Genomic DNA, 22,708 nt, shown 5'->3' with positions numbered 1-22,708 from the left:
CCGCAATTATAGCGTAAAAGTGGCCGTTCAGACCCGATAAACTCGGTATATGCATTCTATCCGGTTCCCCGGCTAGTGTTCGTCTTCGGGCCGGATGTTTGCCAGGGCAACAAATTCGGCAATGCTGAGCGTCTCGGGACGACGCATCGGGTCGATACCGATGGCCTCCATCTTTGCCGCCGCGACATAGGATTTTAGTGACTTGCGCAGCGTCTTGCGCCGCTGGGTAAAGGCGTGATTGACGAGCCGGGCGAAGTATTGCTCGTCACGGGCCGGGTACGGCAGTTCGGCATGGGGGACCAGGCGCACGATGGCCGAATCGACCTTGGGCGCGGGACGGAAGGCTGTGGGCGGGACGCGGAACAGGTTATCGACCTGACAACGGTACTGCACCATGATGCTGAGGCGACCGTAATCACTGCCACCGGGTTGCGCGGCCATGCGTTCCACGACTTCCTTTTGCAGCATGAAGTGCATGTCCCGGATGATCGTGGCCTGCTCGAGCAGGTGGAACAGCAACGGCGTGGAGATGTTGTACGGCAGGTTACCGACCACGCGCAGTGGCTCATCATCAGTCTGTAACCGGCGGTAGTCAAAGCGCAGTGCATCGGCGCTGTGGATGGTCAGGCCGGGGAATTGCACGCGCAGGTCTTCGAGCCGGGCGACCAGGTCACGATCGATCTCGATGACATCGAGCCTGTCGAGCCGTTCGAGTAATTTCACGGTCAGGGCGGCCTGGCCCGGGCCAATCTCGACCATGTGATCACCGGCCTGCGGATCAATCACATCAACAATATGCGCGATGATATTGGCGTCGTTGAGGAAGTTCTGGCCGAAGCGCTTGCGTGCCCGGTGCCCACCACTCATGCCGCGCGCACCATCTCGAGTGCCGTGTTGATGGCAACCGCCATGCTGCCGGCATCGGCCCGGCCTGTGCCGGCCAGGTCGAGGGCCGTGCCGTGGTCGACCGAGGTACGGATGATTGGCAGGCCGAGGGTAATATTCACGGCCCGGCCGAAGCCCATATGCTTGAGGACCGGCAGACCCTGGTCATGATACATGGCCAGCACGGCATCGGCCTGCTCCAGGTAAGGGGGCGTAAACAGGGTATCGGCCGGCAGCGGGCCTTGCAGCCGCAGCCCCTGTTCGCGCAAGGCAGCCAGCGCGGGTTCTATCACATCAATCTCTTCACGGCCCAGATGGCCATTTTCCCCGGCGTGCGGGTTCAGGCCGCAGACCAGGATGGAGGGGGTCTCGATACCGAAATGCGAGCGCAATTCATTGTTGAGGATAGTCAGGATCGTGGTCAGCGATTCACGGCTGATATGCCGGCTAACCTCGGCCAGTGGCAGGTGGGTGGTCGCCAGCGCCACGCGCAGGCCCTCGGTGGCCAGCATCATCACCGGCGGGGTGTCGATGTTGCAGAGTTCGGCAAGATACTCGGTATGGCCGCTAAAACGTGCGCCGGCTTCATTGATAATGCCCTTGTGAATCGGTGCTGTGACCATGGCGGCGAATTCCCCGGTCAGGCAACCCATGGTGGCCTGGCGGATTAATGCCAGTACGTAATTCGCATTGGCTGCGTCGAGTTGTCCGGGCTCGCAGGGGACCTCGAGCGGAATATGCTGCAAACTGATCTGGCCGGGCCTGACTATGTCGGGATCGTATTCTGGCCAGTCGAAGGCGATGTCCAGCAGTTGGGCGCGCCGGGCGATGAGTTCGCGGTCGCCCAGCACAACCAGTTCGGCGGCGGGCGGTGCCTTGAGCTGCAGGCACAGGTCCGGACCGATACCGGCGGGTTCACCGGAGGTGATAACAAGGCGTGGGGGGATGTCATTCATGGCGTGAGTGTATCGCCTGGCGGCGATGTGCGCAGTGGCTATTTGGGCGTGCGATTAAAAATTGTCTTCCAGGCGATATTCAACATAGGCCTCGTCACGCAGTCGGCGCAGCCAGGTCTCGGTCTCTTCCTCGACCTTGCGCTCCGTCAGGAACTCACGGGCCTTGTTCTTCATGAACTGGTCGGTGTCATCATGCGCGCGCCGATCCATCAGTTGCACAATATGCCAGCCGAAGGGGGACTGGAACGGCTGACTGATCTGTCCCGGTTCGAGCTTGTTCATGGCGTCCTCAAACTGTGGCACGAGGGCACCGGGGCTGGTCCAGCCCAGCTCGCCGCCGTTGGCGGCCGAACCGGGGTCATCGGAATGCGCGCGTGCCAGGGTCGCGAAGTCTTCTCCTCCCTCAAGGCGGATCAGCAACTGGGTGAGGCGGTTACGCGCATCTGCGTCCGAGGTCAGTTCGTCGGTACGGATGAGAATATGCCGCGCCAGGCTCTGCCTGGTGACATGGCGTTGCTCCTGGCCACGGACATCGGCGACCTGGACAATATGAAAACCGCTCGGGCTGCGGATGGGGTCACTGATATCGCCCTTGCCCATGCCGGTTACGATGTCGGTAAACAGGCTGGGCAACTGGGCGACTTTACGCCAGCCGAGATCCCCGCCTTCAAAGGCCTGCTGGCCGGCGGAGCTGGTTGCTGCAACCTGGCTGAAGTCGGCACCGGCGCGCAATTTGGCGACGGTGGCATCGGCCTTGCGCTGTGCCGCTTCTACCTGCTCGGCGCTGGCCGCTTCGGGCAGCGAGATGAGAATATGCGACAGGCGGTATTCATCAGCGGCAGAAGATTGTTGCTGGTTGGTGGCGAGAAAGTTGCTGACTTCCTGTTCGGTGATGTTGATGCGCTGTTTGACGGCACGCTGGACCAGTTGGCTGATGATCATTTCACGACGGATATCTTCACGGAAGACATCAAAGTCAAAGCCGTCACGTTCGAGGGTGCGGCGGAAATCGGCAATGTTCAGCCTGTTCTGGCTGGCAATGCGGGCGATGGAGGCATTCAGGCGTTGATCACTGACACGGATGCCCAGGCGGGTCGCGGCCTGTAGCTGCAGCTGATTCAGGACCAGGCGCTCGAGAACCTGTTTGCGCAGGTCCGCTTCCGGCGGCAACGGCGTGTTGCGTTGCTGGAGTTGTCCCTTGATGGTGCGTAAACGTGTCTCCAGTTCACTTTTCATGATGACATCATCATTGACCACGGCAACGATACGATCGACCGGCACGACGGCGGCTTGCACAGACAGGGCGGCCAGTAAACCGGCTAACAGAATAAAACTACGCATGATATTTTCTCTACAAACTTAAAACTCGTCGGTAAAGGTATCGCGGCCATAGCCGAGGACGCCCTCACCGATGAGTTTGTTGACCTTGTCACCGAAGCTGGTGAGGCCTTTTAACTCAAGTTGGAACAGGATGGCGAAGTTTTCGTCTTCCTGATCGAGGTCATTGATGAACTGCCGCGCGACGACGCGACCAATCCAGCAACAGCTTTCATATTCGAAGCCGGCAAAGGCATCAATGGTGCGGGAACGGTCCAGCGCATAGTTCCAGCGTCCGACCACGTTCCACTGCCGGTTGACAGGCCAGCTGACCGATGTATCGACCTGCTCGAGCAGGCCGCGACGATGGCGGTAGGCCAGGTTGAAGACGCGATCCGCATCGGGCTGGTAACGGGTGGAGAATACACTTTTCTCGGTAACACTGTCATGCACATCCCATTGGCCACCGGCACGGGCGCTCCAGTTCCGGGTCAGGCGGGCGCTGACCTCCGCGACCACGTCAGAGCTGTTTTCGGTCTGGTCGGCTACCCCCGGCAGGTTAACCTTGCGATCTTCAAAATAATAGATCTGGCCGATACTCGCTGACAAGCGTTCCAGGCCGCTGTTTTGATCGATGATCCGGGTCGTCAGCGCGGCGGTCAGCTGGTTGGTGTCGCCGATACGGTCGGCCCCGCTGAAGCGGTTCTCACGGAATAACTGCGAGAAACTGAAATCAAACAGGCCGCTGTCAAAGACCACGTCCTGGCCGGCTTCGTTGACGATGAGATTATCCTGGTTGCGGTGTGCCACGTTCAGGTAGTACAGGCGCGGTTCCAGGGTCTGCAGCAGGTTGCGATCGCCCCAGCTCATGTCACGCTCGAAGAACAGGCCACTGTCGATGCTGAAGATCGGCACGGTACGATCCGGGTTGTCATCGATGGCGGTGGCAACATCGTCGAGATTATAGCGGGTGTGGCGCAAGGCGAACTTCGGGGTGATAAAGCCATAGTTGTTTTGCAGTGGCAGGCTCACGCTCGGTTCGATGTCGATGCGGGTACCGGTGGCGTTGCTGCTATGCTCGAACTGCACAGCCTCGGCGCGCAGGCCGTAGTCGAGACCCCCATGCTGATCCGGCAGGTTCATGTTGAAAAGAACCTGCGGCAGGCGCTCGTAGGGCTGCGCTGCATTACCAACTGTTTCATAGCCCTGCAGCAGACCGCTGACATTCCAGAAATCACCGTAGTAATTCACGTTCACATAACGGTTCAGGTGTGTCTGGCTGGTCAGGGAGATGTCAGTACCCAGGTCTTCAAAGTATTCGTCATCGGAGACATAATTGAGATCGGCGTTGGCGGTCAGGCGCGGCGTGAAGCGAACCTGATTCCTGTAGGCGAACAGATAACGGTCATCATTGTAGAGGTCGTCACTCGGCAACAGTTCAGCGTTGAACTGGCCCTCGTTGTCCTTGTTCAGGAAACGGTATTCCCCCGCCAGTTGCAGGCCGCGCTTGCCCATGAAGCGTGGCGTCAGGGTCGCGTCACGGTACGGGGCGATATTCCAGTAATACGGGGCGATGATCTCAAAGCCGTCATCATCGGAGCTGCCGAAACTCGGGGTGAGGAAACCGGTCTTGCGACGGTCATCGATCGGGAAGGTCAGCCACGGGCTGTAGAAAAATGGAATACCCTTGAAGCGCACCGACACATCGCGGGCGGTACCGACACCTTCATTATGGTCGAGCTTGATCTTGTCGGCCTTCAGCTGCCAGTCCTCATTGCCGGGCGGGCAGGTGGTGTAGGTGGTAACGTCGAGCTGGGTCTTGTTGCCGGCACCGTCGCGGCGAATCTTTTCCGCCGTGCCCCGGCCCTGGCGTTCATAAAGCAGGAAGTCGGCCTTTTCTACCACGCCCTGGTCGGCATTCAGGTCGACACGGGCGGTTTCGCCGTCAATGCGCAGCTCATTGTCATAGAGGCTGACATTCCCCCTGGCAAGCAGGAGTTCCTTGTCGCGATCATAATCGATGTTATCGGCATTCAGGTGCTGATCAGCACGTCTGATTTCCACGTTGCCCCGGAAGTGTGAAACACCTTCCTTGGCCACATCGGCCTCGTCGGCACTCAGGTGCAATTCGGCACTGGCACGACCTTCGGCGGGCACAGGGATGCGTGGCGGCCGGGGCTGGACCGGGCAAAGCTCCGGGGTGTCGGTAGCTTGCTTGTCGGCAACAGCGACAGGCCGTGTTGTACTCAGCGCAGTTTGGGGTTTGCTGGCCAGGGCAGCAGGGCGCGGTTCTGTTTCGGGTGCCGGTTCAGGCACGGGCTGTTCCGCTGCCGTTTCGGCGGCATTGCTGGTGTCGGCCGGTGGGGTCGGTCGTGGTTCGGGCTCCGCTGTCGGTGCCGCTACCGTTTCTGCCTCGCTGCTGGCCGGCGTCTGCTCGGTGCTGGTTGCCTGGTCGGCCTCGGCCTCGGTTTGTTGTGCCGGTTCTGGCTCATCGGCCACTGGCAGAGCGGTGATGGGTGGCGTCACGGGTCCCTGAATCGGCGCTGTCGTCGCCGGCGCCGGCGCGGCTGCGGGCAGCGTCTCGTCGGGGTTGCATTCCCACAGGCCGGCCGGGGTCTTTTGACAGTCCCAGCCTGTCGACCTCGCGGCATGCACAACCGGTGAATGCAATATGACCAGCCCGGCACCAAGCAAGGCACTAAAAAGTTTATGAGTATTTTTCACGCGTGATATCTGAATTTTGTTTTATTATCCCACCCCCATCGTGGGGCCGCCTAAAATCGCATAGAATGACACCTGCTTCAAATTTTTTATCAGGGATAGCCGGAAATTGTGACAAAAGAATCAAAAAAAAGCCTATCCAGGCAAATTGTTAGTGCAGTAGCCATTGTTGGTGCAACCATACTTATTGTACTCCTCCTGTTGCTAAGTCGGCCAGACAAAATAGCCACGCCGGAGCCGTTGGCAGCCGTAAGCGTGCAAGACTTCGTGGTCGAGAGCGTGGATCTGCGTCCGCAGGTCGAGGTCACCGGGCGGCTGCAGCCGGCCAATCGTGCCCTGTTACGCTTTGAAATCAGTGGTCAGCTCGCGGCTCGCCATGTTGAGCCGGGCGAGGTTGTCGGCGCGGGGGCCTTGTTGCTGAGCCTGGAAGACGGTGATGCCCGTGATGCTCTTGCCGAGGCGCAGGCTCGCCTGGAGATGGAACAGGCAGCTATCAAGCGCGACCGCTGGCTTCTAAAAATATCCATAAAAGACAAAGAGCTACAGGCGAATGAAGTGGCTCGCCTGGAGAAGCTCGGGGCAGAATCCCTGGTGTCGGCCTCGCGTCTGGATCAGGCTCGCCAGCGCCTGCTGCAACTGGAGTCCGCCGAGGCACAGCTGCAATACAGCGTCGAGACTGCCGCGGCGCGCCTGAATACCTACCAGGCGGCACTGGCCCGGGCACAGCGTAACCTGCAGCGCACGATACTCCGCGCACCGTTCCCCGGCACGGTGAACACGGTAGAGATTGAGCCCGGTGACTACGTCACCCCGGCGAGCACGGCCGTGGAGTTGGTGGACCTGGCGCAAATGGACTTTTATGCCGAGGTTTCTGGCGCGGCCGCCGCGGCGCTGCACCTGCAGCAGGAGGTCAGTATCGGGGCGGAAGGCCGCGAGATACCAGGGCATATCATTGCCCTGCGCAGTGACCCGGACCCCAGTACCTTTACCCATGCCCTGCGGATTCGCCTGCCGGGTGAGGGTTTGTTACCGGGTGGCCTGGCCCGGACGCGGCTGCCGTTGAGCCCGTTGGACTCGGTACTGGCCGTGCCGGTGGCGAGCGTTCTCTATGAGGATGGACAGGCCTATGTCTTTGTTATTCACGAAAACCAGCTTGAACGCCGCGAGGTGCGTACCGGCCTGCGCCATGCCGAGCAGGTGGTCGTGACGCACGGACTGCGGGAGGAGGAGGTCATTGTCGCCGATAACGTCGCTACTTTGAGCCACGGCCAGACAGTGAACATCAGCCGGTAAATACGATGTTCCTTATTCGCTTCAGTATCAATAACCCCCTGCTGACCAACATGCTGCTGGTCATCGTCCTTATTATGGGGGTGCTGTCATGGCAGGTCATGCCGCAGGAAATGTTTCCGGCGGTTGAGCTCGACAAGGTACGCATCAGCACCGTGTTCGAGGGCGCGACCCCGGAAGAGGTCGACCGGCAGGTGACCTTGCCGATCGAGGAGGAGTTTGATGGTGTCGCGGATATCGACGTCATTACCTCGGTGAGCCAGGAAAGCGTATCGACGGTTATGATCGAGTTAAAGCCGGGCACGAATATCGATGAATTTCTCAATGACGCCCGGGATCGCATTAGTCGTATTACGGACTTGCCGGACCTGATCGAAGACCCCGAGGTGGTTCGCCTCGAAACCCGCTTCCCGGTGATCAGCGTCGCCCTCTATGGTGAGATCGCTCGCGGCGAACTGTATACCCAGGCCGAGCAGGTGAAACGCAAGTTATTACAGATCCCCGGTGTTGCCAGCGTCGGTGTGGCCGGCGACCGGGAATGGGAACTCTGGGCAATAGTCGATCCGGAGCAACTCGCCGCGCGCAAGGTTCCCCTCGGCAGCGTGATCAGTGCCCTGCGTGATAATCTCAACGATATCCCGGGTGGTTCGATCAAATCCGTGGAGGGCGACATTCTCCTGCGCGGCAAGGGAACGACTCCGGATGTCGAGGGGCTGGCCGGGATCCCGTTGCGAACCAACGACCGTGGTGGACAACTCCTGCTGGGAGAGGTTGCCCGCGTCGAGTTACGCCTTGAAGAGGCACAAACCCTGGGCCGTTTTAATGGCAAGCCGTCGGTCAACCTGACCATCACCAAGACGGTCGAGGCCTCTACTATCGAGGTGGCCAATCGTGTGCGGGTGCTGGCCGCACAGCTCGAGGACGAATTGCCGGGAAGCCTGCACATCGGCCTGTTCAGTGACCTGTCGGTCTATGTCAAAACCCGCCTGAACACGGTGAAGTCATCGGGGCTGGTGGGCCTGGTGCTGGTACTGCTGTCGCTGTACCTGTTCCTGAATTTTCGCGTGGCCTTTATCACCGCGATGGGTATCCCGGTGTCATTCCTGTTTGCGATCATCATGATCAATTACTTTGGTTACACCATTAACATGATTTCACTGTTCGCGTTCCTGATTGCGCTGGGCATGATCGTTGATGATGCGATCATTGTGACCGAGAATGTATACCGGCACATGGAAGAGGGTATGCCGCGCTATAAGGCCGCGCAGACCGGCGCCAGTGAAGTGTTCTGGCCGGTCATTGCCTCGACCACTACCACGATTGCGGCCTTCCTGCCGATGTTCTCGATCGGCGGCACACTCGGCACCTTTATCGCGGTTATTCCGGCGGTGGTCATATTTGCCCTGCTGGGTTCCCTGCTCGAGGCGTTCGGTGTCCTGCCTTCCCATGCGGCTGAAGTGTTGCGCGTCGAAAAGAGCAACCACTCCCGTTTTGTCGATTGGTCCGCCTGGCTGCAGAGATACCTGAAGGTCTTGCGGCGCGCCGTGCACAGCCGCTACCTGGTCAGCCTGGCCACAGTCGGGGTGTTGCTGATCCTGGTCGTGTTCGCGCAAACCCGCCTGCCATTCCAGTTGTTCGGTAACGTCGACATTGGCCAGTTTTTTGTCAATATCGAGGCCCCGAGCACCTTCAGTATCGATGACTCACGCCGCCTTGCCGCCAAGGCGGAAAGCGCGATCGAGGAAGTGGTTGCCGACAACGAGCTAAAGACCATGCTGACGAATGTTGGTATCACCATTATTGACTTCAACCGCTTCCGTTTTGGCAGCCATTATATCCAGCTGGTTATCGACCTGAAGAAGCAGGAGCCGCAGGGTTTTATCGAGCGTTGGGTAACGCCCGTGGTGAACTTGCGGTTTGAACGCGAAGGCACGCGGCAACGCGATGCCAACGAGATCATTGATGCCGTTCGGGAAAGAATAGCGCGGATAAACGGCGTGCAGCGACTTTCCATCCTGCGGCCACAGGGCGGGCCCGCCGGTGCCGACATTGAGGTCGGTGTGCGCGGCCACGATATAGCGGTGTTGCAGGAAGAGGCCATCGCCATCCGCGACTACCTGCGCAGCCTGTCCGGGGTCCACGATGCGCGTCAGGACATGGAAAGCGGCAAGCTTGAATACCGATACACACTGAATGAACGTGGCCGGCAGTTGGGGCTGACGCAACGTGACCTGGCCAATGCCGTGCGCAGCGGCTTCCTGGGTCTGGAGGTGACGTATGTGACCTGGCGAGACAAGCGTATCCCGGTACGCGTCATTTACCCGGAAGACTGGCGGGAAACCTCATCACAGTTGAAGAGGCTGCGCATAACCCTGCCTGGCGGGGAGGCGATTTATCTCGGTGAGGTGGCTGATATCGACATCGGCCGAGGCCTCAACGCGGTGAGCCGGCGTGGCGGCCAGCGTCTGGCCACGGTCACCGCGGAGGTGAATAGCGAGATCATTACGCCACTGGAAGCCGCGGAACAGATCCGTCAGCAATTCGCAGATTTGCCGGAGCGCCGCCCGGGTTACGACCTGGTCTTCCTGGGGGAAAAGAAAGAGGCGGCTGATTCCATCGCCGACATGATCCGTGCGACCTTCGTTGCGCTGGCGATCATTTATTTTATTCTCATCGCGCTGTTCCGTTCCCTGCTGGACCCGCTGGTGGTCATGTTCGCCATTCCGTTTGGCATCAGCGGTGTGATCATAGGTCATGCCGTGTTCGGTTATCACTTGCAGTTCCTGTCCCTGGTCGGCTTTCTTGCGCTGTCCGGGATCGTCGTGAATGATTCCCTGATTCTGGTCGACTTCATCAAGCGCCTGCGTGCCCAGGGCTGGGACCGTATCGAGGCCGTGATCGAGGCGGGGCGGGTGCGTATTCGTCCCATCCTGTTGACGACGATCACGACCTTCCTGGGCATCTCGCCACTCATCTTCTTCGCCACCGGCCAGACCGCGTTCCTGTCGCCGATGGCCGTCAGCCTTGGTGTTGGCCTGTTATTTGCCACGGTCCTGATCCTGGTTGTGTTACCCTGCTTCTATCTCATCGCCGATGATCTGCGCCACTATACTTGCCGCGGCTTACGGCGGCTTCTCGGCCAGCCCGAGCCGGATGAGAACATCGCCCCAATTTGTCTCGTGAGTGAACACCCTGCTGAAAATGACTGAACGTGAACAGAACCTGCTGGCCTGGCTGCATGCCCTGACCGGCACACACCATGAACTGGTGCCGGCCTCGAATGATGCCAGTTTCCGCCGCTACTTCCGCATCCAGACCGATGGCACCACACGCATCGTCATGGATGCCCCGCCACCACAGGAAGACTGCCGGCCCTTTGTACACGTGGCGAACCTGTTACATGCCGCCGGCATGCATGCCCCGGAAGTGATCGCCAGCGATCTCGAAGAGGGATTTTTGCTCCTGAGCGATCTCGGTAACACAACTTACCTTGACGTCCTGAATGAGGACAATGTCGATCGTCTGTATGGTGACGCGACAGGTGCCCTGGCCCGGTTACAGGCCTGCATCGATCCGGCCTCGGCCGGCCTGCCGGACTATGACGCCGAATTATTAAACGTTGAACTGTCCTTGTTCAAAGACTGGTACCTGCAAAAGCATCTTGGCATGACGCTCGATGCCGGGCAGGAATCAACCCTGGCCACCACTAACCAGCTGCTGGTCGACAACGCACTGGCGCAAACGCAGGTCTGCGTCCACCGCGACTACCATTCACGTAACCTGATGTTCACGGAACAATATAACCCCGGGGTGCTTGATTTCCAGGATGCCGTGATCGGACCGGTGACCTATGACCTGGTTTCCCTGCTGCGTGATTGCTACATCGCCTGGCCACGCGAACGCGTTGAGGAATGGGTGCAGAACTATTATCAAATCGCCGTCGAATCCGGCATTGTCAACGAAGACCATGTCAGCGAGATGCAGTTTCTGCGTCACTTTGACCTCATGGGTGTACAGCGGCACCTCAAGGCCATCGGCATCTTCGCCCGCCTGTTACACCGCGACGGTAAGGGGGGCTATATCAACGATATCCCTCGCACTCTGGGCTATGTGAAAGACGTGGCAGGATGTTACCCGGAACTCGACGAGTTCGCCGCCTTGCTGGACGAGATTAAAGGGTAAACCGGAAAGCGGCCCTGCCAGATCGTCGGGCTGGCAGGCAGTAATAAAGAAGCCCGTCTGTGACGGGCTTTTTTATCGGGACAGCAAGACCTACCAGCTCTTGTAGGGCAGGAACTTTCCATTCAGGGTAACGACCACGCGGTCACCGGCAGGATTCTCTTCCTTGTCAATGTGCATGGAGAAATCAATGGCGCTCATAATGCCGTCGCCGAATTTCTCGTGAATCAATTCCTTGATAGTTTCGCCATAGACGCCGACGATTTCATACCAACGGTAGATGACAGGATCGGTGGGCACCGCCTTGTCCCAGGTCTTGTGCGGAAACTGTTGCAGGGCGACAGAAACCTCATCAGGCAGTTTGAGGATTTCACAGACCTTGTCGGCAAACTCGGGCTTGAGGCTATTCATGCCCAGGCAGGCGGAGGTAAGGAACACCGGGGCCAGCCCGGCATGTTCGGCGATGGCCTCCCATCCCAGCCCGGAAGAGGTTTTGGCGGCCATTATGACCTCGGTCATTTCAAGTTTTTTCATCGTATCTATCTCCTGGTAATGTAGTTTGTTTTTGCGGGGTGGCCGCTACATGGCAGCCTGTTTATATGACGGTTCTGCAGGTGTTTCGCTGCCCGCCGTTATCGGGTCAACCACTACCGGGTGGTCAGTACAGGGCTTCGCTGTGCCGGCATCACTGTTAACCGCTGAACCGGATAGCTCCTTCGAGCGGTTGATAAGAAAGTCCACCAGGTGGTTACGTATCTTGTAATAACCGGGGTGGTGGATAATGTCGGTGCGGTTGCGTGGACGCGGGATGGATACCTTGATAGATTCCGCGACCCGTGCCTGCGGACCGTTTGTCATCAACAGTATTCGATCCGAGAGCAGGATCGCCTCGTCAACATCGTGGGTGATCATGAATACCGTCTGGTGTGTCTCTTCCCATATCTTGAGCAGCTCCTCCTGAATCATGCCGCGGGTCAGGGCATCAAGTGCCCCGAACGGTTCATCCATCAACAACAATTGCGGCTGCGTGGCAAAGGCGCGGGCAATACTGACACGCTGGCGCATGCCACCGGAAAGCTGGGAGGGTTTACGATCCACGACCTCCTTGAGGCCGACCAGATCGAGAAACTTCATGCTGTGTTCCAGCACTTGTCCCTTACTCCAGCCAGGCCAGCGCGCCCGCACCGCAAAAGTGATGTTTTTCAGTGTGCTGCGCCAGGGCAAAAGGCTGTAGTTCTGAAACACGACGCCGCGCTCCAGGCTCGGCCCGCTGACTTCCTTGCCGTTCATGATAACGCCGCCGTCGCTGGATTCATCCAGCCCGGCAAGGATGTTCATGATGGTGGATTTACCGCAACCGGAGTGGCCGATGATGCAGACGAACTCGCCCTTGTTGATGCCAAAGTTGGCATTCTCGAATACCGTCAGTGGCTGCTCGCTACCCGGGCTCGGGTAACGCTTGGACAGGCCCTGGATTTCGAGGAAATATTTATTCATGGTGTACTCCTATTCTTCGTACTCGACCAGTCGACTGAGGCTGCCAAGCAGCATATCGAGCAGCATGCCAACGACGCCGATCATTAGGATGGAGAAGATGACGCTGATCAGGTCAAGATTGTTCCACTCATTCCACACGTAGTAACCGATGCCGGTTCCGCCCACGAGCATTTCAGCGGCGACAATAACCAGCCACGCTATGCCGATGGAAATACGCATACCGGTGAGAATGGTCGGCGCGGCAGCGGGCAGAATCACCTGGAACGCGGTCTTAAGGGGACCCAGTTCATGAGTGCGTGCCACATTCACCCAGTCCTGGCGAACGTTGGCAACACCGAACGCGGTGTTGATCAACATGGGCCAGATCGAGCAAATGAAAATGACGAAGATCGCCGAGGCCTCCGAATCCTTGATAATAAACAAGGCAAGTGGCATCCATGCGAGAGGCGAGATGGGGCGCAAGACTTGTATGAAAGGATCGAGCGCCTTATGCATCAAGGGCGACATGCCGACCAGGAAGCCGAGTGGCAGGGCCACCAGGGCGGCAAGGAAGAAGCCCGTCAGCACGCGGTAAATGGAATAACCCAACTGGATGCCGATGCCCTTGTCATTGGGGCCGGCATCATAGAAGGGATTGCTTAGTTCCTCGATGGCGCGCTCGATGACAGCAGAGGGTGGCGGGACGCGCGCCTCTTGCGAGGCGCCCCCCATCAGCAGCTCATACTCGGACAGTGGTGCCGTATCCTCTGGTGCAATGTTGAGGCCTTCCCAGATACCGAGAAAAAGCACCAGCAGCAGCAAGGATAAGATACCTGCCCTGAATCGTTGTGACCCCGGCATTATGTCCTCCGGATAGCGAAGCTGTTCACGTATTCTTCGGGTTTGGTGTAATCGAACGTCTTACCCATGATGGTGTAGTTTTCATAGGTCTTGTCCGGTGGTGTGTAACCCAGTTCCTTCATGATCTTCGCGGTGTCGGCAGCCAGGTAGACTTCCTCGGCAATCTTCCGGTATTCCACGTCGCCCTTGATGTAGCCCCAGCGCTTCATCTGGGTAAGGATCCACACGCCCATTGAATGCCACGGGAACGGGTCGAAATCGATGCGCGAGGGTTCGTTCTGGACACCGCCGAGACCATCCGCGTAACGCCCGGTGAGTACCTGCTGGATAACCGGAACCGGCTGGTTGAGATAGTTCTTCGGCGCAATGGCCTCAGCGATCTCCTTGCGGTTTTCCTGTTTGGCCGAGTAGTGGGTTGCATCAATAATAGCGCGCAATAGTGCCCCGTAGGTATTGGGGTTTTCGGTGGCAAATTCCTGCGAACAGGCAAAGGCGCAGCAGGGGTGGCCTTCCCATATTTCCTTGGTCAGCAGGTGAATGAAGCCAACCTTCTCCCATACGGCGCGCTGGTTGAACGGGTCGGGTGAGAGATAACCGTCGAGGTTGCCGGCGCGCAGGTTGGCTACCATCTCCGGTGGTGGCACGACCCGGATCTGTACATCCGTGTCAGGGTCGAGGCCATGTTCGGCCAGGTAATAGCGTAACAGGAAGTTATGCATGGAGTATTCAAAAGGCACACCGAACTTGAAGCCCTTCCATTGTTTCGGGTCGCGTTTATCCTTGTGGTCAACGTGCAGCACGATGGCCTGGCCATTGATGTTTTCGACCGCCGGCATGATGAAGGGCTTGGCAGTAGAACCTGCGCCCATGCTCATTGCCAGCGGCATAGGTGTGAGCATGTGCGCCGCGTCGTATTCATTGGATAAGGATTTGTCGCGTGCCACCGCCCATCCGGCGGTCTTGATGACATTGACGTCCAGGCCGTATTTCTCATAAAAGCCCATCGGGTGCGCCATGATGATCGGCGTCGCACAGGTAATGGGCACAAAACCTACGTCGAGTTTGGTCTTTTCCAGCTTGCCGAGGCTGTCCTTGAGGGCAGCCTTGGCCTCGTTCAAGGGGAACATCGAACCGAGCAGGGCAGTGGCTGTGCCGGCACCGACCAGGCCGAGAAATGACCGTCGACTCATTTCATTGTGCCCGAACACCGAGCGCACCACCGCGCTTTCAATCGCGCGGTCCATCATGTCTTCCGTTGACGCCAGGCCGGTATTGTCCTCGGCTGTATAGATTGTCGATGGTTGATCTGTCGTCGCCGGTTCAAATATCTGTTTCTCCAGCACCTCCTGGCGCTGGCTGGCACTCAGGTTGTCGGTAGCCAGGTTTTGTTGGGCCGATTTGCACAGCGCACAATCGCAACTGGCCTCGTGAAGTAAACTTTTATCCGGGTTGAACGGGTCATTCAGGCTCTTGTACGTCATGTCTTTTCCCTCTTGTGTTTCAAGATGATGCATTGCAATAAAATCCGCACCAGTTCAGTGCGTCAATTCCCGTTTCTAATGCATTAACAGCGATAAATTGCAGCAATACCGGGCACTCATGATTTGATAGTGCACGTGCTATGCCAATGTTCGGGAAGCGTTCAAGTAGCCCGATCTGGGGGGGTCAGTGGATGACGGTATCGTGGCAGAGGGGTGTAGCCGGTAAGACTATAAGTTGAGGTGATTCAGTCGCAGCTTGTCGGGGTTGGCAGACTTACGGTTAACAGAAAGAATTTAACAGGGGGAATTGCCGGCAGGAAAGGATTGCGCCTTTTACCGTCTCTTGTCTTCGTGGCTATACTTCGATCAATTCGGCACTCACCACATAACGCAACGGCCCGCCGCTTACCACGCTGTCAAACGGAAAACAGGTTACGAGGTAGAGTAACTTGCTGTCCGGATCACTGGCCAGCTTATGTCGATGTATATTCAGTATTCGCACATCCCGTACCCTGTAGCGATAATGCCCCCTTGCGGTTTGCAAATCTATTTCGTTTCCCTGTTGCAGTTGTTCCAGAAAGCGAAAGTGAGTATCACGGTGACCGCTGATCACAACACTGCCGGCCTCGCCGGGCATGGCGCTACCCGGCGTGTGTCCCGGGCCAAATGCCAGCGTCCGCCCGCTGTCACCGGCGAGGACGATGTGTGCAATACCCTGAGCCGGCACAGTGAGCCTTGCCACCACCCGGGTGTCTGCCCACGGCCAGGGCCTGGTCGGCTGCGTGGTTTCCAGCGTTTGTTGCCAGGAATGCTCGAGTAACTGTTGCGCGAGCACTGCCTTGAGATAAATCCAGCCGCCGTCGGCCAGCAGGAAGCCACCACTGCACATCAACAGTAGTAACGCGAATTTTTTCAACTCCCTGTCCTGTTAAGCCATTGCCGGCCGACCAGGCCCAGCACCAGTAATAGCATGCCGATAAGTATATGCATCATCGCAGGCGTCGCCGTCTTCGCCATGCCGAATACTTTTTGATAGTTCATGCCTTTGGGTAATTGTGTTTTCAGCGCATGACTGACGAGCGGCTTATTATGACGTGCGGGGGTAATATCGACGGCAACCAGGCTGGTGAATTTACTTACCAGGTGATGCTTCAGTGCAAGCTGCAGAATGTTTTCACGTAATATATGGCGTTCGTCCTGGTCATGCGCTGCCAGGCGCTGATCCATAAATGATGCGATCTTGCGTTGTGCCCACACGGCGGCAATGCCTTCACGACGTTGTCCGCCGGACAGGTTCACCTGTGTTTGCCATGGCATGGCCCCGAATATGCCTTGCAGTTGCAGATTGTCAGGTAATCGGTCTGCCTTCATGGCCAGCACGACAGGTTCGCCTAAATAGAGATCGGGCAGGGGCGCCGGCAGAGTCTCGACCACGGTGCTGTCAGGCAAGATCAGTTTCAGATCGGTGAGTGCCGGTTGCGATAACTTGAGCAAGAGCGGCTCCATTTTTGCCAGTATCTCATGGGTATTGCCAATATAGGTAAAGGTGCCGCGGCCACGCTCGGCCGCCTTGCGCATGAAGTAACTGTTGGGTGCAGGACCAATGCCAATAGTAAACAGGCGATTGTCACCGAGATGGGTGTTGATCGTCTTGAATAACTGTTCTTCATTTCCCACCGCTCCGTCGGTGAGGAAAATCACCTGACGCAGCGTGTTGAAATCGTTGCGAGTAGTCAGTGCTCGCTTTAATGCCGGCTGCATCTCGGTTCCGCCACTGGAATGTAGTTGTTCAACAAAACGTTTTGCATGTGTTACGCGAAATGAAGTGGCAATACGCGCATCCGGAAACAAGCTGCCGTAACCGTGGTTAAACCAGATAATGTTGAAGCGATCGCGTGCTGTCAGGCGTTCCAGCGCGAGTTTGAGTGCGGCTTTTGCCTGTGTAATCGAATCACCACTCATCGAACCTGATACGTCAATAACAAAAACGAACTCACGTGCTGCGACATGCTGTTTCATATTGGCGATGTCCGGTGGCATGACCATCAGCAGGGCATATTCCTCATCCTGGTAACGCTGCCGGAACATCGCGGCTACCGGTGCTTCGTGTGCGACCGGTTTCCAGACCAGTTCAAAATCACGGTCTGCCGGCACATTGCCTTCTGCCAGCGTGATGTGAAACACCCCCTCGGCATCCTGTTGATCCCGGATGGCGTGATAAGGGCTGCTCAGTTTGGCGAGTTGAAAGCCGGCGGCCAGTGTGATGTCGATGGAGACCGGGTTGACCAGTTCTTCTGCCGGTGTGGCGACAGGTGGCGTAATGCGACCGGCATCCGGTACGCTCACGGTAGTAGCGGCTGGCTGTTGCCGGGCCCAGCCGTTGTCAGTAAAACGGACCGCATCCCTGAGCGGCGTGATTGCCTGGCCGGGGATATAGCGTGGCGTAATCGCCAGCGGGAAACGCAGGCTGAACTGGTTATCTGTATAGGTAAGGGTTTGCAGGTATTCGATCTCGACACTTACCTGCTCGCCGGGGGCGATGTTGGCGACCGAGGTGGTAAACATGTTCGGCCGTTCCTGTTCCACCAGTGAGGTGTGTTTGCCACTGCGCCTGGCCTGCTGGTAAATCCTTTTCGCCTGCCGGCGTTCCTTTATCTGCCCTTCGATAACACGTTCACCAATTCGCAGACGCATGCTGTCGACGGCCGCCTGTTCCGGCAGGGGAAATACATAAACCCCTTCCGCCCATTCACGGCCGGTATTTCGAAACTGCTGGCTGACCCTGACTCTTGCCACCATACCCGAGATCTGCATCGTCACATCCGTGTCCAGCAGTGGTGAGGGGATATACTGGCCGGCAACTTCTGTCTTTAACAATAATGAGCCGCGCGTCACGTTGTGTGTGCGTATGCCACTATCGTTGGCGTACAAGGCCGGGTTGCCGCCGGCCAGTAACATCAGGCCCAGTATCCAGTGCGCTACATGCTGTTTATCGGTTATTATTTTTTTCATGCGAAGTATCCTTGTCTGATGTATGTTCGCTCGCGGCGCTGTTCAGCGGGTGATAACAATCATACTCATGGCTGAACGGCACCAACGGTTCGCGGATCTGTTCCGGGTGGTCGAAGATAAGTTCATCGCTGATCGGCACAAACTGTTTCATGACGGCGAGCCCTATTGTTCCAGGCTGGCTGGCAGGAAATGGCCACCAGCCTGGTCAGCGTTTGTTCGCATTGCCGCCTGGTCATGACCTGAGGGCTTGCTGATAAAATCCACTACCACGCGGCGATCAAAGGCGTATGCCTCGATATCTTTCGGTGTGGAAATCGTTTTGCGTTCACCCCAGGCCGTGGCATGGATACGTCCGTTTTTGATGCCGGCCTTCAGCAGGGCCTGGCGGACGCTGTTCACACGGCGTTGGGAGAGGGCCAGGTTATTTGTTTCCGGGCCACGTGGGTCGGCATGACCGGCGAGCTGGATGTCTACCTCGGGGAACAGCTTCATGACGGCAATGATTCGCTGTAGTTGCGAGGTGTAATGCGGCTCGATGTTTTCGCTATTGGTACGAAACAGCACATCGACACGCATGCCGGTGGCCAGTTTGCCCGCTGGGTTCTGGCTGCTTGCGGCCGTGTTATGGAACCGTGCTGGTTTGTCCTGATCCACCTCAACAGCGGCCCTGACCTTGCTGGTCCGTGCGAGAGCGATGTCCTTGCGCAGTGAGACCAGTTGCCGGTCTTTTTCCTCCAGCTGTTGCCGGTAGTCCCCGGCCTGACCAGCCTGTGCGCCAACCAGGCCTCCGACCACAAAGCCAATCGGCCCACCAACGATGGCACCGGCAAGCAGGCCGATACCGAGACCGGCATCCTGTCGACTTGGCTGGTAGCCAGGTTCCGCTTCAGCAGCAAAACCGGCGGTGCTGGTTATGGCCGAGGCCAGGGTGATAACAATAAGTGTCTTTTTCATCATGTTCTCCTTGTTTGCGATTGGTTCAGCGCTGCCGTCCCTGGCAAAATCGGTGTGAATGCTGCCCCGATGACCGTGCCTGTCTGCGCCGAAGTCATGTTCGATAAGGATTTAAGCAATAGCGGGTGTTTCAATCTTTGCCGGAGGATGGAAAGATCATGGAGAAATCATGGAAAGTTGAACTCGATGCTCTACATGACAAATAAGGTGAGGTACAGTTGATGCAGTAAAACCGGAGATAATCGTTTGGAAAGAACCATTGCCATCGTTGAGGACGATCAGGACCAGCGGCAAAACTGTACCGATGCGCTGATACGGCGTGGCTACCAGGTACTGGCCTATGGCTCACGCGCCGAGGCGCAGGCGGCGTTTGAACAGCAACTGCCGGATCTTGCGATCCTCGACATCATGCTCGGCGAGGAACAGGATGCCGGCTTTGAACTGTGCCGCTATCTGCTGGCACGTCAGTCCGGCCTGCCGATCATTTTCCTGACCAGCCGTAATGATGACATAGACCGAATTTCCGGCCTGCGCCTGGGAGCATGGGACTATCAGACTAAACCAGTGTCACTGGAGTTTCTCGCTGAACGGGCCAGCTCGGTATTTCGCATCCTGAATATCAACCAGGAAAAGACCCCTGTCGCCAATATCCGGCAGATCGGTGACTTGACCCTCGATACAGAACGTATGCAGGTGGCCTGGCAGGGGCAGTCACTGGTGTTGACCTTTACCGAGTACAGCGTATTGCAGGAACTGCTCAACAAGAAAGATGCACGCGGTGTGAGTTATGATGAACTCGCCGACGCAACACGTCAGGGCGTGGTACAGAACAACACCATCAATACCCACATACTGCACTTGCGTAACAAGTTTCGTGATATTGATAAAGATTTCGACTGTATCAAGAGTGTCTACGGTTTCGGTTATCGCTGGGTGTGTGCGTGAAAGACAAAAATACCAGTATTCGCGGTCACCTTATTGTTATCAGTCTGCTGTTACTGTTAATCCCATCGCTGGGTTATCAATATCTCGTGGAAATGAAAGACTTCCTGCTCAAGGGGCAGGAAAAGGCGCAACTGCTTGCCACTCAGGCAATAGCAACTGTATTGCATGACCGCAGTGATCTGTTTGACCTGGCAGAGAATATCCCGACCTCGCTTGTCGAACAGGGTTCCGTATATGCCTATCCCCTGGATGTGCCTATTCAGATCGATGGTTATCTGGATGACTGGAAAGACCTGTTGTCGCATGCCAATCATTATGCAAAAGAAAGTGTTATTTCATTACGCAAGGAAAATGTGGCTGACCTGCCGAATTTTTCACTGCTACTGGGTGTTCAGCAGGATTATCTTTATGGCGTGATACAGGTCAGTGACAAGACCATCGTCTACCGGCATCCCGGTTACCGGCGATTGGACAACGGTGACCATGTCCGCATGACCTTTATTGATTCAAATGACACTATTCGGCGCGTGGTCCTGGTTACTGAAGGCCCCGGGACGGTCAGCGCCTATGAAGTAGATGAGGAGTGGAAGTATCCGCTCAATGGTTATCCGTTTGATGGCATTTATGCTGAATGGTACGAAGGTGCTAATGGTTATGTCGTTGAATTTCGCCTGAAACAGGGGTTGCTGGGGCAAGACAAACGCCTGCATATCAGTGTGGCGGATGTCGATGATGCTGACAATCGTCAGGTAGATGCCGAGATAGGCAGTCTACCATCACAGTGGTCAAGTGAACTCAACGTGCTGGTGGTTCGATCACCGGAACTGGAAAATATTTTACGCGGACTGGCGCGCTCAGATGCGCATATCTGGATCGTCGACAGGCAGCAACGCGTGCGCGCTGCAGTGGGGGGTGAATCCCTGTATGAGCGAAATACAATCGAGCGGCTGGATGAACACCCGGTACAGGAAGCGCTGAATGGTTCACCGGTGGTGCGCCGTATCGTGCAGGATAACACCGATGATGAGGTCATTATTGCCGCACAGCCGATACTCGGTAAAGAGCAGATCCTCGGCGCGGTCGTATTAATGCAAAATACGACCGATATCCTTACCCTGCAGCGCAAGACGTTTTTACAAATCACCCTGACTACTCTGGCGGTGCTACTGGTGATCATTCTCAGCCTGCTTGGATTTGCATCGTGGCTGGCATGGCGAATTCGTCGACTGAGTCATGAAGCCGATATGGCAATCGATGGTGAAGGACGTATAACGACGACGGAACTCAGTGCTGAACATTCAAGCCGCGATGAGCTGGGGCAATTGTCACAACGCATGAGTGCCATGCTGCAGCGTCTGCAACGCTATACAGGCTTTCTCGAAAGCATGCCGCGAACACTGCGTCATGAGATAAACAACCCGTTAAATGTCATCAGCACATCATTGCAGAATTTGACCGAGAAATATCCGGATATGAATGATGAGCATTATCTGCATAGTGCGGAACGTGGTATTCAGCGTTTAAGCCGGATTATGGACAGCCTGACCGAAGCGGCGAGCCTGGAACAGGCTCTGCAGGGAGACGAGAAAACCCGATTTGATCTTGCACTGCTTGTATATACCTATGTAGAAAGCTGCCGCCATTCACATCCCCGGCAGGAATTTATCTTCACTGGTCCTGCTGATGGTGTCGAGATTATTGGCAGTGCACTGCGTATCGAACAGTTATTCGACAAGCTTATGGATAATGCCATTGACTTCGCAAACGACAGGAGCCCGATTAATGTACAACTGGTAACTGAAGGAGGCCGGATTATTTGTCGCATTCTCAATGAAGGTCCAGTATTGCCAGAACAATTGCGTGGTTCCACCTTTATGTCCATGATTACTACCCGTCCCTCGAGTGACGAGCGGCCACACCTGGGCATGGGGCTGTATGTCGCCCGTACCATTGCCGAACACCACGGTGGTCAATTACAAGCAGATAATCGTACTGATATTACAGGGGTGAGGGTAACACTGGTTCTGCCTGCCATTGACTGAGTTATGCCAGGAACTGTTGCAGTTTTTTACACGTAAAGAATGAAGTTGAAAGGTATATGTTGGCTCACGTTTACCACGTCAGGTCGTCGGGTACCTGGTAATCAGCATAAGGGTCGTTTTCATCCATAACCGGTTCTTCATCGCTGAACAGGATCGCGCGGTTCTCGTCCCGTTGCAGGATCTTTTCGGCGACGGCTTTGGGCACGAGTTCATAGCGGCCATCGATACTGGCAATGCCGACTTTGCCATTCACGATCTGTTGCTTCAGACCCGTATTGATATAGATGCGCTTGATCTGCTCGCCGTGCTCGAAGTTGTAGACAAGCTCGTCGTCATCGCCATCTTTATTGCGGGCAATTCGATTGGCATTGATGAGTTGATCCATTTCAGCAGAGCGCGCCTTGTCTCGCGCTTGTTGGTCTTTTTGCCTGTTTAGTTCACGATCCTGGGCAGCCTTTTCCTTTGCTGCCTGTTCGGCCTTGAGCCGGGTCTCGTCAACAACAGCATCATTCTTCGAGCCTTTCTGTTTCTTTTTGTTATGCGACTCTTTTTTGATCTTGTTAACGTGCTGCTTGCTGACGACGCCAGC

At 56.6% G+C, this 22,708-nt stretch carries 18 protein-coding genes; 5 read left to right on the top strand and 13 right to left on the bottom strand.

What is annotated here, in order from left to right; genetic code table 11:
- Positions 1-72: 72 nt before the first annotated feature.
- The 4 genes from rsmA to lptD are packed head-to-tail and all read right to left on the bottom strand — an operon-like array spanning position 73 to position 5,882.
- On the bottom strand, positions 73-867 hold the full coding sequence (gene rsmA, locus RQ738_RS02055; RefSeq protein ID WP_314161722.1) for a 16S rRNA (adenine(1518)-N(6)/adenine(1519)-N(6))-dimethyltransferase RsmA: 795 nt from the start codon (positions 865-867) through the stop codon (positions 73-75).
- Positions 864-1,841 carry a 4-hydroxythreonine-4-phosphate dehydrogenase PdxA gene (pdxA, locus tag RQ738_RS02050; RefSeq protein WP_314161721.1) on the bottom strand — a complete coding sequence of 326 codons (978 nt, stop codon included), beginning with the start codon at positions 1,839-1,841 and terminating at the stop codon, positions 864-866. Before pdxA ends, rsmA begins: the two co-directional genes overlap by 4 nt.
- Positions 1,842-1,895: 54 nt before the next feature.
- Positions 1,896-3,182, bottom strand: a complete 1,287-nt coding sequence (gene surA, locus RQ738_RS02045) for a peptidylprolyl isomerase SurA (RefSeq protein ID WP_314161720.1) — start codon at positions 3,180-3,182, stop codon at positions 1,896-1,898.
- An 18-nt stretch (positions 3,183-3,200) separates the two neighbouring features.
- Positions 3,201-5,882: an LPS-assembly protein LptD gene (lptD, locus tag RQ738_RS02040; protein WP_314161719.1), complete on the bottom strand. Its 2,682-nt coding sequence runs from the start codon at positions 5,880-5,882 to the stop codon at positions 3,201-3,203.
- A gap of 237 nt (positions 5,883-6,119) precedes the next feature.
- On the opposite strand from lptD, the gene RQ738_RS02035 reads away from it, so the two are divergent.
- From RQ738_RS02035 to RQ738_RS02025, 3 genes are read left to right on the top strand one after another with little or no spacing between them, the layout of a single operon-like run.
- On the top strand, positions 6,120-7,172 hold the full coding sequence (locus RQ738_RS02035) for an efflux RND transporter periplasmic adaptor subunit (protein ID WP_314161718.1): 1,053 nt from the start codon (positions 6,120-6,122) through the stop codon (positions 7,170-7,172).
- A 5-nt stretch (positions 7,173-7,177) separates the two neighbouring features.
- On the top strand, positions 7,178-10,378 hold the full coding sequence (locus tag RQ738_RS02030) for an efflux RND transporter permease subunit (RefSeq protein ID WP_314161717.1): 3,201 nt from the start codon (positions 7,178-7,180) through the stop codon (positions 10,376-10,378).
- Positions 10,371-11,351 (top strand): aminoglycoside phosphotransferase family protein, encoded by a 981-nt coding sequence (locus RQ738_RS02025; RefSeq protein WP_314161716.1) that lies wholly within the window; start codon positions 10,371-10,373, stop codon positions 11,349-11,351. Before RQ738_RS02030 ends, RQ738_RS02025 begins: the two co-directional genes overlap by 8 nt.
- A gap of 90 nt (positions 11,352-11,441) precedes the next feature.
- On the opposite strand, the gene cynS is transcribed toward RQ738_RS02025, so the two are convergent.
- The 8 genes from cynS to pdsO form a co-directional block, all read right to left on the bottom strand.
- On the bottom strand, positions 11,442-11,882 hold the full coding sequence (gene cynS, locus RQ738_RS02020) for a cyanase (protein ID WP_314161715.1): 441 nt from the start codon (positions 11,880-11,882) through the stop codon (positions 11,442-11,444).
- 45 nt (positions 11,883-11,927) lie between these two features.
- Entirely contained in the window at positions 11,928-12,845 is a 918-nt protein-coding gene (locus RQ738_RS02015; RefSeq protein ID WP_314161714.1) for an ABC transporter ATP-binding protein, read from the bottom strand.
- A gap of 9 nt (positions 12,846-12,854) precedes the next feature.
- Complete coding sequence (ntrB, locus tag RQ738_RS02010) at positions 12,855-13,685, bottom strand: nitrate ABC transporter permease (protein WP_314161713.1); 831 nt, start codon at positions 13,683-13,685, stop codon at positions 12,855-12,857.
- Positions 13,685-15,166, bottom strand: coding sequence for an ABC transporter substrate-binding protein (locus RQ738_RS02005; RefSeq protein WP_314161712.1), 1,482 nt, complete (start codon positions 15,164-15,166; stop codon positions 13,685-13,687). Before RQ738_RS02005 ends, ntrB begins: the two co-directional genes overlap by 1 nt.
- A gap of 355 nt (positions 15,167-15,521) precedes the next feature.
- On the bottom strand, positions 15,522-16,082 hold the full coding sequence (locus tag RQ738_RS02000; RefSeq protein WP_314161711.1) for a class GN sortase: 561 nt from the start codon (positions 16,080-16,082) through the stop codon (positions 15,522-15,524).
- Positions 16,079-18,178: a marine proteobacterial sortase target protein gene (locus RQ738_RS01995; RefSeq protein ID WP_314161710.1), complete on the bottom strand. Its 2,100-nt coding sequence runs from the start codon at positions 18,176-18,178 to the stop codon at positions 16,079-16,081. The genes RQ738_RS02000 and RQ738_RS01995 overlap by 4 nt, the downstream gene beginning before the upstream one ends.
- A complete protein-coding gene (locus RQ738_RS01990; protein WP_314161709.1) occupies positions 18,156-18,329 on the bottom strand; it encodes a hypothetical protein in 174 nt (57 codons plus the stop codon). The genes RQ738_RS01995 and RQ738_RS01990 overlap by 23 nt, the downstream gene beginning before the upstream one ends.
- Before the next feature lie 11 nt (positions 18,330-18,340).
- Positions 18,341-19,132, bottom strand: coding sequence for a sortase-associated OmpA-like protein PdsO (gene pdsO / locus RQ738_RS01985; RefSeq protein ID WP_314161708.1), 792 nt, complete (start codon positions 19,130-19,132; stop codon positions 18,341-18,343).
- 246 nt (positions 19,133-19,378) lie between these two features.
- Between pdsO and RQ738_RS01980 the strand changes: the two genes are divergently transcribed.
- On the top strand, positions 19,379-20,077 hold the full coding sequence (locus RQ738_RS01980; protein ID WP_314161707.1) for a response regulator: 699 nt from the start codon (positions 19,379-19,381) through the stop codon (positions 20,075-20,077).
- Complete coding sequence (locus RQ738_RS01975; RefSeq protein ID WP_314161706.1) at positions 20,074-22,119, top strand: ATP-binding protein; 2,046 nt, start codon at positions 20,074-20,076, stop codon at positions 22,117-22,119. Before RQ738_RS01980 ends, RQ738_RS01975 begins: the two co-directional genes overlap by 4 nt.
- 70 nt (positions 22,120-22,189) lie before the next feature.
- Here RQ738_RS01975 and RQ738_RS01970 read toward each other — a convergent pair.
- Positions 22,190-22,708, bottom strand: a 519-nt coding sequence (locus tag RQ738_RS01970; RefSeq protein WP_314161705.1) for a DUF2058 domain-containing protein, incomplete at its 5' end; no start/stop codon positions are given.

It is taken from the genome of Sulfuriflexus sp., assembly GCF_032250955.1.
In the GTDB taxonomy this organism is placed as follows: domain Bacteria; phylum Pseudomonadota; class Gammaproteobacteria; order AKS1; family AKS1; genus Sulfuriflexus.
This window is presented reverse-complemented; position numbering and strand designations above follow the sequence as displayed.